Source organism: Cupriavidus sp. 86D6 (genome assembly GCF_057815095.1).
Window position 1 is genome coordinate 47,572 of record NZ_JBYPSB010000014.1, and the last position, 15,064, is coordinate 62,635.

The following is a 15,064-nucleotide window of genomic DNA, read 5'->3' on the forward strand; positions in this document are numbered from 1 at the left end:
GATAACGCTCACTCAGTCGGGGGCGGCTTGTGGGCCGCCGCGTTGCACGGGATTGGTGGTCGGGCGGAATTTGTCGCCCCGCAGCAATCGTACGGAACCATCGCGCCGAGATCATCGGGCGGACGCTGAAAAGACTGTTCCAGTTACAGGATCAATCGCCGGCGCCTATCGCCGTGATAGCGGCGTATGCGCAACAAACCGCGCAGCCGGCCGACGCAACCCGGACAGAGAAAATCCCCCGCCGCCCGCACGCCCGGGGTCTATAGTGGCTGTGGAACGCGCGCCGCAAGCGATTCGTAAGCGGTCATTCACTTTCACGCCATCTGATGCGGGAGCCCGCCATGAGCCTGCCGCCCTGCTTTGCCGACCGCCGCGAGGCGGGCCAGTATCTGGGCCGCCGCCTGGTCGAACTTGGCTATGCGCGTCGTGCCGACGGAGATCCGCCGCTGGTGCTGGCCTTGCCGCGTGGCGGTGTACCTGTCGCCCACGAGGTGGCGCTGGCTGTGGAGGGCAAGCTGGACATCCTGCTGGTCCGCAAGATCGGCGCACCGGGCTACCCCGAACTGGCGCTCGGTGCCGTGGTGGAGGGGGATGACAGCGGCCACGGCCCGCATACGGTCATCAACGACGACCCCTGGGTGCAGCGGGCGGTGGAATCGGGTGCCTTCGATGCAGAACGCGGACGGCAGCTTGGCGAGATCTGCCGCCGCCAGCAGCGTTATCGGCAGGGGCGCCCTGTGGTGGCAATGGCAGGCCGATGCGTGATCGTGGTCGATGATGGCGTGGCGACGGGCGCGACGATGCGTGCCGCGCTCGATGCCGCGCGCATGGCGCGGGCGGCGCGTATCGTGGCCGCCGTGCCGGTGGGCTCCGCGCAGGGGCTCGACACGCTGCGCGAAGTCGCCGACGAAGTCGTCTGCCTCAACACGCCCGCCAGCTTCGGCGCGGTCGGTGCGTTCTATCTTGATTTCACCCAGACGTCGGACGACGAGGCCATGACGCTGCTGCGCGAGGCCCGGTGCGCGTCCACGCTGCCGCACCCGGCGGCACGGCCCCGTGGCGATCTGCCGCTCAGGGACGGCCCGTTTGCCCGCTGAGGCGCACTTTCAGGTGAGGCACCAGGCCGCCCGCATGCAGCAGGGCGCGCAGGAAGTCGGGCACCGGTTCGCATGCCACGCGGGAGCCGTCCTCCAGCCGCACTTGCGCGCCGTCGAGATCGAATGTGACGCGCGTGGCATCGATCAGCGTATCGGCCTGCTGGCAGACCAGCACGGGCAGGCCGATGTTGATCGCATTCCGGTAGAACAGGCCCGCGAACGACCGGGCCAGTACGGCGGCCACGCCCAGATGCCTGAGCGCCTGCGCGGCCTGCTCGCGCGACGATCCCATCCCGAAATTGGTGCCCGCCACCACGATGTCGCCCGGCCGGACATGCGTGGGAAAGTCCGCGCGCAGGTTCTCCAGGCAATGGCGCGCCAGTTCGTCGAGGCCGGACTTCATGTACGGACCCGGCGCCATGGCGTCGGTATCCACATCGTCGCCAAAGCGCCAGATGCGTCCTGCGGGCGGATGGGAGAAATCGGGTGCAACGGTCATGCCAGCAGCGTCCGAGGGTCGGTGATCCTGCCCGTGACGGCGGTGGCCGCCACGGTCATCGGCGATGCCAGCCAGACCGCGCTGCCGGCGTCGCCCATGCGGCCCGCGAAATTGCGTGCGGTCGAGGCTATCGCCCGGCTGCCGGCCGGAAAGCGGCTGGCGCCGTAGCCGGCGCAGGCGTTACAGGCGTTCGGCAGCAGTTCGGCGCCGGCATCGAGCAGCACGCCGAGCGTGCCTTCGTGCAGGGCCAGTTGCTGGTCGCGCGCCGACGCCGGCGCCACGCGCAGCGACATGCCGGCAGCCACCTTGCGCCCGCGCAGCACGCTTGCCGCCATGCGCAGGTCTTCGAGCTTGGCGCCGGTACACGCGCCGATATAGGCGATGTCGATCGCCTGACCGGCAGCCTGCGTCACGGGCGCGCCATTGGCCGGGCTGTGCGGCGCGGCCACATACGGCACGAGCGTCGTGGCGTCGAAGCGATGCGTCAGCAGCACCGGCGCATCGGCATCGCTGCGCCACTGGCGCGGGTCGATGGCCGCCAGCGTTGCCGTGGCCACTCCGGCCTGCGCCAGCCACGCCATGGTCGTGGCATCGGGCGCGATCAGTCCCGTCTGCGCACCCAGTTCGGTACACATGTTGGTGAGCGTCATGCGCTCCTGCATCGGCATGGCGGCAATCGCCGTGCCGGTGAATTCGATGGCCTCGTAGCGGCCGCCTGCCAGGCCCAGCGTGGCGCACAGGAACAGCATGATGTCCTTGGCGCAGACGCCCTCGGCCAGCTTGCCGTGCCAGTCCAGGCGGATGGTCTGCGGCACGCGCAGCCAGATTTCGCCCGTGGCCAGTACGCCGGCCATTTCCGTGGCGCCCACGCCGAACATGTACGCGCCAAAGGCGCCGCCGGTGGGGCTGTGGCTGTCGCCACCGACGATGAAGCGGCCCGGCAGCACGAAGCCCCGCTCGGGCAGCACCAGATGGCAAATGCCCTGGTTGTCGATCAGATGGGGGATGCCGGCCTCGCGCACCCAGTCGCGCGTGAAGCGCACGATGGCTTCGGCATCGGGGTCCGCAGCAGGTACATAGTGGTCGGTGACCACGACATAGCGCGATGGGTCCCACACCCGGGCGCCCAGTTCCCGCAACAGCGGCGCCACGCGGCGCGGCCCGCTGGAGTCGTGCGACATCGCCAGGTCGACCTTGCACATCACGATGCTGCCCGGTGTGACATGGGCCGTGCCGGCCGCGCGCGCAACCAGTTTTTGCGCGAGCGTCGCCGGCAGCTGCAGGGGGTCGACGGCGTTGCCGCTGGACAGGGTCATTCCGGCTGGGCTCCGGAGTACTTCACCACCGTGGCCCAGCGTTTGACGTCCTGCTTCACGAAATTGGCGAATTCGGCGGGCGGCATGGCGCTGGGCTGGGCACCGTCGTTTTCCAGACGCTTGCGCACGGCTGGCTGTTCCAGGCCATGGCGTGCTGCCTGATAGATCGTCTGTGTGATCTCGGGCGGCAGGTTGGCCGGACCGAACAGGCCGAACCAGGCGCTCGACTCGAAGCCCTTCACGGTCGCGCCGATTGGCTGCACACCGGGAAACTGCGGTAGCGGCGTGGGGCTGGTCACGCCCAGCACCTTGAGCTTGCCGGCCTTGACATGCTGCGCCACGTTGATGGTGCTGGCGAACATCAGGTCCACCTGGCCGGCCAGCAGGTCGGTGATGGCGGGGGTGGTGCCCTTGTACGGAATATTGACGATGTACGTGCCCGTCATCATCTTGAACATGTCGCCGGCCAGATGCACCGACGAGCCCACCGACCCGATGCCGAAATTGAGCTTGCCGGGTTCGGCGCGTGCCAGCCTGATCAGTTCGGGAATGTTGTTGGCGGGCAGCTTCGGCGTGGCGACCAGCACGCTCGGCACATTGGCCACCAGCGTGATCGGCGTGAAGTCCGCGATCGGATCGAACGGCAGCTTCTTGTACAGCGACGCGTTGATCGTATGGCTGGTGAAACTCATGAGCAGCGTGGTGCCGTCGGCCGGGCTCTTGGCCACCATGTCGGCGGCGATGTTGCCGCCGGCGCCGGGACGGTTCTCGACCACCACGGGCTGGTCAAGCGTCTGCGAGAGTTCCTGCGCGATGGTGCGGGCCAGCGTGTCGGTGGTGCCGCCGGCGGGAGCCCCCACCAGAATGCGGATCGGCTTGCCGCCGGCAATGGCCGCATGGGCGGCCGGCACTGCCAGCAATGATGCCAGGGCCAGCAGCGCAAGCGCGCGGCGGCGGCCTGGTCGGGTGGGGGTGCGGGCCGGATGATGCGCGCCCGGGCGAATGACTGGCATGACAAAGGCTCCTCGCAGTGTGATCTGGAGTGCGCAGTATGGCCCGAAATGTCTGGCCCGGAAAAGGCTTTGGGGCGCGGGGATATCCCTGCGCCGCGATCAGTCGCGCAGGCCGGTGCGGGTTTCGTTTTCCACCCACACGTTCGCGCTGTCGCCGCCGCCCATGGGGGACAGTTCCATCCGGTACTCATAGCGGTCGGGACGATACTGGCCCATCAGCAGCTGCACCGGGCGCCCGGCCTTGTCCAGCACCACACGGCGTACCGCCAGCAGCGCACCGCCCACGGGGACGTCGAGCAGCGGCGCCACGACGACATCGGCCAGGCGCGCGGTCAGCACTTGCGACGCGCGGCCCAGCTCGACACCGGCGGCTTCCAGCAGGCGCAGCATCGGCGTGGACTCGAGGTCCTTGCGCGCCAGCGGGCGGCCCAGGTCGGCAGGCAGGTACGTGGTGATGTGCGACAGCGGCCGGCTCTTGTAGTGGCGCACGCGCACGATCTTGATGACGGGGTCGCCCACCTGGATCTGCAGTGCCTCGGCCACTTCCGGCGTGGCATGCACTTCGTCGATCGAGATGACCTTGACCGCCGTCTTCTCGCCCATGTCGATGATGGTGCCGAGCAGGCTGGTGACACGTTCCTCGGCGGCCTGCGGCTTGACCGGGTGCGGGTTCACGAAGGTGCCCAGACCGCGGTGCCGGCGGACCAGGCCTTCCTGCACCAGGCGGTCGAACACGCGACGCATCGTCACGCGAGACGCATGGAACTGTTTGGCTAGGTCGATCTCGCCAGGCAGCGGACCCTGGCCGAAACGGCCTTCCACGATCTGCTGGCGGAGCACCACGTAAATCTGGTGATACAGGGGGACGACGGCTTCACTCATGGTTTGCCCTGGCGAATGCGCTAACAAGTGTTGACGCGACTAATGTACTGTAAATCAGACATAGAGCCTAGCATGAAACACCGCTGCGGCGTCCCGGCTACTGTGTTACGACACATTTAAAGGCGGCGGCCGTCGCAGCATCCAGGTTCCGCAAGAAACGTTGCCTGATCCATGCGATTCCCGTCGCGTGCAGGTTGCCTGTGCGGGCAACCCGCGGGCCCCCTGTCCATGTGCCGCCGCATGGATGACCTCTGGATAACCCCTGAATGACCGCGGCGGCCCGAGAGCGGCGTACAGATCATCGCCGGCCGCCTGTTTCATGGCCGTTACGCCGCGTGGCCATGTGGGTTGGCGGGAAGGTGCGCGCTAACTCCTTGAATGAAGGCGGGTTTTCGGCGGGGTGTTGGATGCTGGCCGACTACCGGCCGGAACCGGTGTCACAGCCCTGTGACATGTCTACTGCCAAGCACAGGCCGGCGCGGGCCGATAGGCGCGAATCCATCCCGAAAGTTCCTTCAAGCGCGTCCGGGAGCCGTTGTATTTCAACAGAATTCTGCGATGTGCTTGCGGGCTGGCACTGAATATGCGCAAGGGGAGGCTGGTCTGGTCACCGTGCCGGACCTGAACCTCCAGCCGATGTTCTCGAGAGCGCCGGCCGGAGGCTGAGCCGCAGTACAAACTTCCTGGGAGCTTCGTATGAAAAAGACTTTACTTGCGTCGGCGATTACCCTGGTTTTTGCAGGCACGGCCTGGGCGAATCCGACGAACAACAACACCACCGGAGGCGGCAACGATCAGACGGCCACGGCGACTTCCACGCAGTCCGGACCGGGAAACCACGCCAACGAGAATTCCACTGCGACTCAGGACAACTCCGACCGTAGCACCACCACCAGCACCGATACACGGACGGCAACGCTGACGTCGAACCGGACGTCCACCCGGACGTCGACCGCCACGAACTCGCGCAACCGTACCGACCAGGACATGTCCGGCTACGGTAACGCGGCTGCCGCCAACGGCAGCTCCGCAACCGCCAACTTCACCAACTCGTTCAACAGCAGCCGGGCCCTGGCTGTCAGCAGGCTGAGCGGCACGGTGTCAGGCAATGCCATCTCGAACATCGGCAACTACGCCACGAACAGCGGTGGCGCCAACGGCGCGACGGGCGGCGCAGGCGGAAATGGTACGGGCGGCACGGGCAACGGTGGCACGGGCGGTAATGGCGGCAATGGCGGCGCCAGCGGCAATGGCGGCGCTGGCGGCAGCGGCGGTTCGGCCACCAACGGCAGCGCCACGGCGGGTGCCGCAAGCAATGGCAGCTCGACGGCTGGCACCGGCGGCGCCGGCGGCGCGGCGTCCGGCCTTGGCGGCGCCGGCAGCGGCGGCCGCGGCTATGGCGGCGATGCCCTGTCGGCCAGCCTCAGTGCTGGCGGCCGTGGCGGTTCTGCCCTGGGCGCGGGCGGCAGCGCAGGCTCCGGGTCGCGTGGCGGCGCGGGCGGCGACGGTGGCTCGGCTCGTGGCAGCGGCGGCTCCGGCCTGGGTGGCGGTCTGGGCGCAGGCCTGGGCGGCGGCCTGGGTGCTGGTGGCAGCAGCGGCTCATCGAACCAGTCGAATGACCGTGGCGCAGGCAATGCGGGCACCGGTACGGCAACGGCCGGCGCTGGCGGCCTGGGTTCCGGCACCGGTACGGGCACGGGCACTGGCACTGGCACTGGCACGGGTGCAACCGGCACGGGCACGGGCGGTGCAGGCGCGGCAGGCGGCGCCGCAGCGGCGACGGCAAGCGCCGGTGCGGGCACTGGCACGGGCGGCGCTGGCGGTACTGGAACCGCCACGGCAGGCGCCTCCACGGGCGGTGCTGGCTCGGGTACCGGCGGCAACGGCGGTGCGCAAACCAGCCTGGCCGGCAACGGCGGCGCCGGCGGTACTTCCACCAACGGTGGTGCATCGACCTCGGCCTCGAACGGCAGCGCCACGGCCGGCAACGGCGCCGTGGGCGCCACCTCGGGCGCTGGCGGTGTGGGTGGTGCTGGCGGTGTTGGCCAGGGCGGCACGGGCGGTACCGGCAATGGTGCGGTCGGTGGCGCTGGCGGCTCTGGCGGCACCAACTACGTCGATGCCGGTACCTTCAACATGTCCAACGCCATGACCAGTGTCGGTCAATCGGCCGCGGGCATCATGATCGCCAACCAGAACAGCGGCATGGCATCGCTGGTGCAACAAAGCGTCAATGTGCAGGCCAACATGCAAGTTGGGAAGTAAGCCGTCCTGACGCGTGGTCTGTGCCGCTCCGCACGGAGCGGCACGGCCCGCCAGGATCGAATGACAGGACAGCGCGGCGCGCGGTTGCGTTTGCGCTGTCATGTCGAAAGCCTGCAGGTCCGAAGTCATGGCCCGGATGGGGGCCATGTCCACGGAGCACGAGGGGAGACGCACCATGCGATCGCATCGCCCAGCTGTCGTGGCACTCTCGACAGCCTTACTGGCCTGGCCGTTCATGCAGGCCAATGCAGGGCCGCCCAGCGCCGAGGCTTCCGCCACGGCCGTAGCGGTCGCAAGCCGTGACACGGGCGCGGCCACAGGTCCGAAACTGAACATATTTGGCACGGCCGCAGCGGCCGTGGCGACCGAGAAACTCGACGATGTGCGCGGTGGCGCCGAAGTGGTGGTCAACGACATGCGCCTGCATGGCACGGTTGGCGACAACGCGGCCATCAACACATTCTCCGGCAGCAATATCGTGTCGGAAGGATCGTTCTCGAACGCTTCGGGCTTGCCCACCGTGATCCAGAACACGGGCAACAACGTACTGATCCAGAACGCGACCATTCTTAACGTCCAGTTCAAATGATCATGCGCCGCCTGTTGTGTAAGACCGCTTGCGCGATGGCGGTGCTGGGCGGCGTTGCGGCCGCCCACGCCGACACGATCCGCGTGCCGGGCGACCAGGGCAACTCGTACTACGTGCCGGTGACCAGCCTGCGCGAGGCGCGTTTCCGGACCACGATCCGCCAGCAGTACGACTTCAGCTGCGGCTCGGCGGCAGTGGCCACGCTATTGACGTACCAGTACAACGTCCCGACGTCGGAGCAGACGGTCTTCGCCAACATGTACGTCAACGGCGACCAGGCGAAGATCCGCGCCGAGGGCTTTTCGCTGCTCGACATGAAGCGGTTCCTGGAGTCGCGCGGCTTCCAGGCCGACGGCTACGAAATGCCGCTGTCGAAACTGGAGGAGGCGCAGATTCCGGCGATCGTGCTGATCGTCGAGAACGGCTATCACCACTTCGTCGTCGTGAAGGGCGTCAAGGGCGACCGTGTCCTGATTGGCGATCCGGCGCGCGGCACGCGTGCGCTGGAGCGCGCGCACTTCGAACAGATCTGGGACAGCAGCCTGCTGTTCGTGATCCACAACCGCACCGAACAGGCGCGATTCAACATGGCCGCGGACTGGCGTGTCGCGCCGAGCGGCCCTTACTGGATGGGAGTACCCCGAGACAACCTGTTCTTCACCGTCATGCCCAAGCATGGCGCCTCTGATTTTTGAGTTGAGGAACATCATGGCCCAGACAAGCAATTCCAACGCGCCCAGACGCACAGCCGGTCAAGCCACCGCTGCCGTGCTGCTGGGCGCGGGCCTGGCCTGCGCTGGCAATGCGCAGGCCGGCGCCGGCGCGCTGGCCACGGAACGCACCGACGTCGCGGAAAGCGCCGCCGTGGCGATTCCGACCGCGATCGACATGGTCGCGCTGCCGGCCGCCACCGAACTGGCGGCACTGGCGCCACTGGCTGAACCCGCGGCCGATCCGCCTTCCGTGGTGGCCCGATTGCCAGGCGTGCCGACTGTTCCGGACCATGTCGCCGCCAGGGCAGCATCCATTTCCGAACCCGTTTCAGAACCTGTAGTCGTCGCAGCGGTCGCCGAAGCGCCTGCGCGAGTGGTTCCGGTCGACAAGGCCAGCGTGGCCCGGCATCACCCCCCTGAGGATCCGCTCGCGGTGGCCATGACACTGGCCGGGCGGGATCCCGGTGCGCCGGTGGCCGATGCGCGCAAGCAGATGGCCAAGTGGAAGCCGGTCGCGCAGGCGCGGCTTGAGGAATCCCGTGGTGGCTTCGATGCCGGGGGCCTGCAGGTGGGCTTCGGCATCGACCGCGCAGTGTTCGTCAACGGCGCGCTGGCGGTATCCACCAGCATCACCATTCCCGATATCAGCAGCATCACCGCCGCGCAGGCCAGCCAGCTGGCCCAGGCGCTGGGGCAGGTGACCGTGGCGGTGACAGCGGCCAACAGCGCGGCCAACGCCGCCGTGGCCGCCGCCGGACGAGCCGGACAGCCCGCCGTGGCCGCCGCCCAGGGCGCCGCAGCCAACGCGCAGGGTGCGGCGGGCACGGCCAGCAGCACGGCCAGCGCCGCGGCCACCGGCGCCTCGAGCATGGCGGCTGGGGCGGCGGGCGTGGCGCAGCAGGCCGTGGCCAATGCAACGGGCACGGTCGTGACCAACGGGTTGCTGACGGTGATCCAGAACGGCGCCGGCAATACGGCCAACCTCGGTGCGGTATCGAACATGCCCGGTACTGTGATCCAGAATAATCTCAACAACCAGAATATCCAAAGCCTGATGACGCTCAACGCAAGCGTGAATACCCTGGCCGCATTCCGTACACAAATGGCCAACACCGCGTTGAACAGCGTTCTTCAAAGGTCAGCCGCAATGAGGTAGTCGCGTGTAGTCATGAACAGGCGCGGGCCCCGCAGTATGCCCGCGGCCCCGGGGGAGGAAGACGTCATGAAGAAGCGTTCACTGCAGGGCATCGGCTATGCCGGATGCTCGATGCTGCTGTTGGGTGGCATGGCCCAGGCCCAGACGCCGCCCGATGCGGGGCCGCCGGCCGCCGCCAGGCTCGAATTGCTGCAAAAGGAACTGGCGGCCCAGGCGAGACAGCTCGAGGAAATGAAGCGGGCGCTGGCCGAACAGCAGGCCACGATCCGCGAACTGCGCCGCACCGTCGACAGCGAGACGCTGCAGCGCAAGCGCGGCGGGCAGGGGACTGCCGTGACGGGTGGCAACATGGCGACCAACGCCGCCGCCGCGGGCGCGGCAGCCAGCGCCACGCAGATCAACAACACGGCACAGCAAGGCGTGCAGGCCCAGCAGGCCCCCGAAGCCGCGCCGCCAGACGCGCCGCCGCAGGGCCAGGCCGCGCAGCCCGGCGAATCGGCCGCGGGGGTCGAGGAGCCCGTAGGCAAGCCGCCGGAGCGCGACACGCGTCCGCCGGAGATCGCGCCGATCTTCGATCAGCCTGGCGTGCTGACGCCCGCCGGCAAGATCATCGTCGAACCCAGCCTCCAGTACGGCTATTCGTCCAGCGACCGCGTGGCGCTGGTTGGCTACACGGTGATCCCCGCCATCCTGATCGGGCTGGTCGACGTGCGCCAGGTCAAGACGTCCACGTACGTCGGCGCGCTGGCCTTCCGCTACGGCATCACGAAGCGGCTTGAAATCGAAGCCAAGATTCCGTACGTGCATGCGAGCAGCGACACCGTCAGCCGCGAGGTGTTCACCGGCACCGCCGTGGACAACGTGTTCAATTCCAGCGGCAGCGGGCTGGGCGACGTGGAAGCGACGCTGCGCTACCAGCTCAACTACGGCAACGAGAAGATGCCGTTCTTCATCGGCTGGCTGCGCTACAAGTCGAACACGGGCCGCGATCCGTTCGAGGTGGTGACCGACTGCGTGACCCGCTGCGTGAGCAACACCACGGGTACCGGGCTGCCGCTGGGCATGCCGACCGGCACGGGCTTCCAGGCGATCCAGCCCGGCGTGACGTGGCTGCTGCCGACCGACCCCGCGGTGTTCTTCGGCACCTTCAGCTACCTGCACAACTTTGCGCGCGACAACGTCAGCCGCACGGTGCTCAATGGCCAGACCGAGAACCTGGGCAAGATCGCGCCGGGGGACATCTTCCAGTTCAACTTCGGCATGGGCCTGTCGCTCAACGAGCATGCGTCGTTCTCGATCGGCTACGACCAGAGCATCATCTGGCCGACCAAGCAGAACGGCCAGACCGTGCCGGGGTCGGTGCGCATTACGCAGGGCACGCTGCTGGTGGGCTACTCGTACCGTTTCAACAACCGCTACACGCTGAACCTTTCGGTGGGTGCGGGGCTGACGCGCGACACCCCCGATCTCACGGTGACGGTGCGCCTGCCGATCACATTCTGAACGCATGATGCGGCGCGAGGTGACGCCCGGAATTCTTCCGGCGCGCCTCGTGCGGAAGTCAGCCGTTCGGTACCTTGCACAGTCCTTTCGGAGAGAGTAGAACGAAACGAAACCGTCCCAGACGGATGACCCGGACACCGGGGCGGCCTGACAGAGGAGGCAAGTCATGCGCAAACGGATCTTCTGGTTGTTGCCCGACCTGGCAAGCGCCCGCCGTACCATGGACGACCTGCTGCTGGCCCGTATCGAGAACAGTCACATCCACTTCGTCGGCCGCGATGGCGCGGACATGACCGGCCTGCACGAAGCGAACCTGTTCCAGACCTCGGACATCGTGCACGCGGCGGAAATGGGCCTGATGGTGGGCGGTGGCGTCGGTATCGTCGCCGGGGTCGTGGTGGCGATGTTCCCGATCGTCAGCGATACGCCGCAATGGGGCCTGGTCGGTGTGCTCGCCGTGCTGGGCGCGGTGTTCGGTGCCTGGGCCGCCAGCATGATCGGCAGTTCGGCGCCCAACAGCCGGCTGCGGGGCTTCGAGAAAGACATCGAGGCTGGCAGGCTGCTGCTGATGGTTGACGTGCCGCGCGGCCGCGTGGAAGAAATCGAGGCGCTGCTGCAGAGGGCCCATCCGGAAGCCCGTTTCGCGGGGCTCGATCCCGCGGTGCCAGCCTTCCCCTGATCCGTACGCCGGCAGCCCCGGGCGCGCCGTGTCCGGGCTGCCGTTCCGATCGTCTTCGCGCGCCCCACGTGGCGCGCCCTGGCGCATGTTCCCCCATGCGCCACGCTGCGGCCACACCGGACCGCCACCGGACCAACGGGCCCTGGTGTGATGCCGCAGCAACAGTTCCCCGCCCTCGATTGTTCCAGCGTTTGAACAATTACCTCTGATGAGGTACTTTGCGCCATGCCGCCGTGTGGTGCATCGTGACGATGCGTACTGCCGCGCGGCGGGCAGCGGCACAAAACAATTCAAGCCAGCAGCTTCAGGAGGGGTCAACAATGAGGAACGCGCGATACATCGCGTGCGGCATGCTTGCCGTCACGCTCGGGTTTGTCACGTCCATGGCGGCGCATGCGGAACCCGGCATCAGCAAGTCAACCATCCGGATCGGCCAGTCGGCCGGTGTCAGCGGGCCCGTGGCCGGATCGGTCAAGGAACAGATCGCGGGTGCCCAGGTGTACCTGAACCACGTGAACGCCAATGGCGGCGTGGCCGGCCGGCGCATCGAACTGCTGACCTACGACGATGGCTTCGACGCCAGGCGCACGCCCGACAACGTACGCAAGCTGATCGGCGAGGACAAGGTGTTCGCGCTGTTCATGGTGCGCGGCACGCCGCAGAACGAGAGCATCCTGCCCATCATCGGAGCCGAGAAGGTGCCGCTGATCGCGCCGCTGACGGGTGCCATCACGCTGCACCGGCCAGTGAACCGCTACGTGTTCAACGTCCGCGCCAAATACCAGGACGAAGTGGCCCGCGCCATCAACCACCTGGCAACGTCCGGCATGAGCCGCATCGCCATTTTCTACGCCAACGACGGCTTCGGGCAGGACGTCTTCGAAGGCTTCAACACGGCGTTGCAGGCGCGCGGCGTGCAGCCGGCGGGCGCGGCGTCGTTCAACCGTCCCATGGGCGACATCAGCCAGGGCGTGGCCAGCGTCAACAAGGCCAACCCGCAGGCGGTGATGGTGATCGGCTCCGGCTCGGAGGCCGCGCGGATCATCCGCGAAATGAAGAAGGCCGGCAGCGAGGCGCAGTTCGTCACGCTGTCCAACAACGCGGCGGATTCGTTCATCAAGGAGCTGGGCGACGATGGCAAGGGCCTGATCATCACCCAGGTGGTGCCGGGCATGAATTCGAGCCAGATGAGCATTGCCAGCGAGTATCGCGGCCTGGCCAAGGCCCAGAAGCTGGAGCCCAGCAACGCGGGCATGGAGGGCTTCATGTCGGCCAAGGTGCTGGTGGAAGGGCTGCGCCGTGCCGGCCCCGAGCCCACGCGCGAAAAGCTGGTGGCCGCGCTGGAGGGCCTGCGCGATTACGACCTGGGCGGCATCCTGATCAGCTACAGCCCCACGCGTCACACCGGGTCGTCTTTCGTGGAAATGTCGATCGTTTCGTCGACCGGCAAGCTGATCCGCTGACCGGCGGCTCGCCCGCCCCCGCCCGCCCCGCGGGCCGCCAACGCGGCTCGAGGGCTGCGGTATAGTTGCCGCCATGGCGACTTCCAACGCAGCTCATCCTTTTTCGCTGGCCGGACGCGTGGCCCTGGTCACGGGCGGCGCGCAGGGCCTTGGCCTGGCCATGGCCGGTGCGCTGGCCGATGCCGGCGCGCATGTGCTGGTCTGCGCGCGCAACGCGCAGCGCGTGGCCGATGCCGTATCGCAACTGCAGGCGCAGGGCGCCATGGCCGAGGCGCTCGTGCTGGACATCACCGACGCGGCCGCCGTTGCGCAGGCCTTCGAAGGCATCGCGTCCCGGCATGGCCGGCTCGACATCCTGGTCAACAACGCCGGCACGCGCAATCGCAACAGCATGGCGCACCTGGATGCCGATGACCTGCGCGCGATGCTCGACACCAACCTCGTGGCACCCTACGCGCTGTGCCGGCATGCCGCGCGGCTGATGCAGCAGGGCCAGTACGGCCGCATCGTCAACGTGACGTCGATTGCCGGGCAGGTGGCGCGCGCCAACGACGTGCTGTATCCCGCCACCAAGGGCGGCCTCGACGCGCTCACGCGTGCGATGTCCGCAGACCTGGGCCGGTTCGGCATCACCGTCAATGCCGTGGCCCCCGGCTACTTTGCCACCGAGCCGAACCAGGCCATGGTGGACGATGCATCCGTGGCCGAATGGCTGCGCAATCGCACGTCACTGGGCCGCTGGGGCCAGCCTGCCGAGGTGGCGGGCGCCGTGGTCTTCCTGGCCTCGCCCGCCGCGTCCTACGTCACCGGCCAGGTGCTGGCCGTCGATGGCGGCTACCTCGGCCACTTCTGACTTCGGCAAACCGCCGGTCTCCCGGACGATTCAGATCCGCTTGCTCGCGCCATAGTGGGCGCGCAGGCAGTCGATCATGGCCGCCGAGGCGGCCGAATCGCTGCGCTCCCTGAGCCGCACCAGGCAGATCTCGCGCACCAGCGCGGGCATCTGCATCGGCCGGATGGCCAACCCCTCGCGCCGGAACTGGAACAGCGCCAGCGCCGGCACCACCGATACGCCCAGGCCCGCCTGGACCAGCGCGGCCACCGTGGCCAGGTGCTCCACCTCCATCACCCCGTGCAGCTTCAGCGGATGCATGGCGGCGTCCAGATGCTGCCGCACACTGCTGGTCCGCGACAGCTGGATGAACGGCAGCCCGGCCAGCGACTGGGGGGCGATGCGCCGCCTCGTGGCCAGCGGATGGTCGGCCGGGCACACCAGGTGGAAGGTGTCATGGACCAGCGATTCCACGCGCAGGTCGGCGTCCTGCGCCGGGGCCGGCGCCAGCGCGAAGTCCGCCTGCCCGCGTCGCACCATGTCGATGCAGCCATCGGCCAGCTGGTCGTACAGTTCCAGCGAGATGCCCGGATAGCGCCGATGAAAGTCCGCCAGCAGCGGCGGCAGGTCGCCGCCCGCCAGCGAGGGCAGCGCGGCAATGGCCACGCGCCCCTTGCGGCGTTCCGCGTGGTCGCGCAGGTCTTCGAACGCGCTCTCGAAATCGGCCAGCAGGCGGCGCGCCACTTCCTCGAACCGCTTGCCGTCGGCACTGAGGTCCACGTGCCGCGTGGTGCGCTCGAACAGCCGGCTCCCGGCCTGGTCTTCCAGCGTCTGGATCAGTGTGCTGAAGGCAGATTGAGACAGGTGGCAGGCCTGCGCCGCCCGGGTGAAATTGCGATGCGTGGCCAGCGCCACGAAGGCGCGCAGGTGCTTGACCGAGAGATTCGACAGCATGGCGGGATAGTCCGGCGGATTCATCCAGGAAGTCGATAGATTAATCCAAATAATCCGTTTTCGCGTGGCAGAACCCGGCCCTAGAATGAGACCGCTGCCAACC

At 67.9% G+C, this 15,064-nt stretch carries 14 protein-coding genes; 9 read left to right on the forward strand and 5 right to left on the reverse strand.

Going from position 1 to position 15,064, the window contains the following annotated elements; all coding sequences use genetic code 11:
• Nucleotides 1-341 precede the first annotated feature (341 nt).
• The gene (locus AC3G88_RS23690; protein WP_400395336.1) at nt 342-1,097 is read left to right on the forward strand and encodes a phosphoribosyltransferase; all 756 of its coding nucleotides are present in this window, start codon (nt 342-344) and stop codon (nt 1,095-1,097) included.
• Here the strand turns inward: AC3G88_RS23690 and AC3G88_RS23695 are convergent.
• From AC3G88_RS23695 to AC3G88_RS23710, 4 genes are all read right to left on the reverse strand, one after another.
• The gene (locus tag AC3G88_RS23695) at nt 1,072-1,596 is read right to left on the reverse strand and encodes a LeuD/DmdB family oxidoreductase small subunit (protein ID WP_488774126.1); all 525 of its coding nucleotides are present in this window, start codon (nt 1,594-1,596) and stop codon (nt 1,072-1,074) included. The genes AC3G88_RS23690 and AC3G88_RS23695 overlap by 26 nt on opposite strands.
• Nucleotides 1,593-2,912 (reverse strand): 3-isopropylmalate dehydratase large subunit, encoded by a 1,320-nt coding sequence (locus tag AC3G88_RS23700; RefSeq protein WP_488774125.1) that lies wholly within the window; start codon nt 2,910-2,912, stop codon nt 1,593-1,595. The genes AC3G88_RS23695 and AC3G88_RS23700 overlap by 4 nt, the downstream gene beginning before the upstream one ends.
• Nucleotides 2,909-3,925: a tripartite tricarboxylate transporter substrate binding protein gene (locus AC3G88_RS23705; RefSeq protein ID WP_488774124.1), complete on the reverse strand. Its 1,017-nt coding sequence runs from the start codon at nt 3,923-3,925 to the stop codon at nt 2,909-2,911. The genes AC3G88_RS23700 and AC3G88_RS23705 overlap by 4 nt, the downstream gene beginning before the upstream one ends.
• A 99-nt stretch (nt 3,926-4,024) precedes the next feature.
• The gene (locus AC3G88_RS23710) at nt 4,025-4,807 is read right to left on the reverse strand and encodes a GntR family transcriptional regulator (protein WP_029050775.1); all 783 of its coding nucleotides are present in this window, start codon (nt 4,805-4,807) and stop codon (nt 4,025-4,027) included.
• 696 nt (nt 4,808-5,503) lie between these two features.
• On the opposite strand from AC3G88_RS23710, the gene AC3G88_RS23715 reads away from it, so the two are divergent.
• The 8 genes from AC3G88_RS23715 (at nt 5,504) to AC3G88_RS23750 (ending at nt 14,028) form a co-directional block, all read left to right on the forward strand.
• Nucleotides 5,504-7,072 carry a hypothetical protein gene (locus tag AC3G88_RS23715; protein WP_488774123.1) on the forward strand — a complete coding sequence of 523 codons (1,569 nt, stop codon included), beginning with the start codon at nt 5,504-5,506 and terminating at the stop codon, nt 7,070-7,072.
• A gap of 175 nt (nt 7,073-7,247) precedes the next feature.
• A complete protein-coding gene (locus tag AC3G88_RS23720) occupies nt 7,248-7,661 on the forward strand; it encodes a hypothetical protein (protein ID WP_400396767.1) in 414 nt (137 codons plus the stop codon).
• Nucleotides 7,658-8,356: a C39 family peptidase gene (locus AC3G88_RS23725; RefSeq protein ID WP_488774122.1), complete on the forward strand. Its 699-nt coding sequence runs from the start codon at nt 7,658-7,660 to the stop codon at nt 8,354-8,356. The genes AC3G88_RS23720 and AC3G88_RS23725 overlap by 4 nt, the downstream gene beginning before the upstream one ends.
• Before the next feature lie 13 nt (nt 8,357-8,369).
• A complete protein-coding gene (locus tag AC3G88_RS23730) occupies nt 8,370-9,530 on the forward strand; it encodes a hypothetical protein (RefSeq protein WP_488894059.1) in 1,161 nt (386 codons plus the stop codon).
• Nucleotides 9,531-9,596: 66 nt separating this feature from the next.
• Entirely contained in the window at nt 9,597-11,033 is a 1,437-nt protein-coding gene (locus AC3G88_RS23735; protein ID WP_488774120.1) for an acetate kinase, read from the forward strand.
• A gap of 166 nt (nt 11,034-11,199) precedes the next feature.
• The gene (locus AC3G88_RS23740; protein WP_153948673.1) at nt 11,200-11,712 is read left to right on the forward strand and encodes a DUF1269 domain-containing protein; all 513 of its coding nucleotides are present in this window, start codon (nt 11,200-11,202) and stop codon (nt 11,710-11,712) included.
• Nucleotides 11,713-12,032: 320 nt separating this feature from the next.
• Nucleotides 12,033-13,175: an ABC transporter substrate-binding protein gene (locus tag AC3G88_RS23745; protein ID WP_488774119.1), complete on the forward strand. Its 1,143-nt coding sequence runs from the start codon at nt 12,033-12,035 to the stop codon at nt 13,173-13,175.
• Nucleotides 13,176-13,248: 73 nt separating this feature from the next.
• Nucleotides 13,249-14,028, forward strand: coding sequence for an SDR family oxidoreductase (locus AC3G88_RS23750; protein WP_488774118.1), 780 nt, complete (start codon nt 13,249-13,251; stop codon nt 14,026-14,028).
• A 30-nt stretch (nt 14,029-14,058) separates the two neighbouring features.
• Here the strand turns inward: AC3G88_RS23750 and AC3G88_RS23755 are convergent, their stop codons facing one another.
• The gene (locus AC3G88_RS23755) at nt 14,059-14,961 is read right to left on the reverse strand and encodes a LysR family transcriptional regulator (RefSeq protein ID WP_488774162.1); all 903 of its coding nucleotides are present in this window, start codon (nt 14,959-14,961) and stop codon (nt 14,059-14,061) included.
• Between the last annotated feature and the right edge of the window lie 103 nt (nt 14,962-15,064).

What these genes read in the sequence shown, in the direction of transcription:
- AC3G88_RS23755 (WP_488774162.1), bottom strand. Translation starts at nt 14,961, where the DNA reads ATGCTGTCGAATCTCTCGGTCAAGCACCTGCGCGCCTTCGTGGCGCTG.
- AC3G88_RS23750 (WP_488774118.1), top strand. Translation starts at nt 13,249, where the DNA reads ATGGCGACTTCCAACGCAGCTCATCCTTTTTCGCTGGCCGGACGCGTG.
- AC3G88_RS23740 (WP_153948673.1), top strand. Translation starts at nt 11,200, where the DNA reads ATGCGCAAACGGATCTTCTGGTTGTTGCCCGACCTGGCAAGCGCCCGC.
- AC3G88_RS23715 (WP_488774123.1), top strand. Translation starts at nt 5,504, where the DNA reads ATGAAAAAGACTTTACTTGCGTCGGCGATTACCCTGGTTTTTGCAGGC.
- AC3G88_RS23705 (WP_488774124.1), bottom strand. Translation starts at nt 3,925, where the DNA reads ATGCCAGTCATTCGCCCGGGCGCGCATCATCCGGCCCGCACCCCCACC.
- AC3G88_RS23720 (WP_400396767.1), top strand. Translation starts at nt 7,248, where the DNA reads ATGCGATCGCATCGCCCAGCTGTCGTGGCACTCTCGACAGCCTTACTG.
- AC3G88_RS23710 (WP_029050775.1), bottom strand. Translation starts at nt 4,807, where the DNA reads ATGAGTGAAGCCGTCGTCCCCCTGTATCACCAGATTTACGTGGTGCTC.
- AC3G88_RS23690 (WP_400395336.1), top strand. Translation starts at nt 342, where the DNA reads ATGAGCCTGCCGCCCTGCTTTGCCGACCGCCGCGAGGCGGGCCAGTAT.
- AC3G88_RS23695 (WP_488774126.1), bottom strand. Translation starts at nt 1,596, where the DNA reads ATGACCGTTGCACCCGATTTCTCCCATCCGCCCGCAGGACGCATCTGG.
- AC3G88_RS23745 (WP_488774119.1), top strand. Translation starts at nt 12,033, where the DNA reads ATGAGGAACGCGCGATACATCGCGTGCGGCATGCTTGCCGTCACGCTC.
- AC3G88_RS23700 (WP_488774125.1), bottom strand. Translation starts at nt 2,912, where the DNA reads ATGACCCTGTCCAGCGGCAACGCCGTCGACCCCCTGCAGCTGCCGGCG.
- AC3G88_RS23730 (WP_488894059.1), top strand. Translation starts at nt 8,370, where the DNA reads ATGGCCCAGACAAGCAATTCCAACGCGCCCAGACGCACAGCCGGTCAA.
- AC3G88_RS23725 (WP_488774122.1), top strand. Translation starts at nt 7,658, where the DNA reads ATGATCATGCGCCGCCTGTTGTGTAAGACCGCTTGCGCGATGGCGGTG.
- AC3G88_RS23735 (WP_488774120.1), top strand. Translation starts at nt 9,597, where the DNA reads ATGAAGAAGCGTTCACTGCAGGGCATCGGCTATGCCGGATGCTCGATG.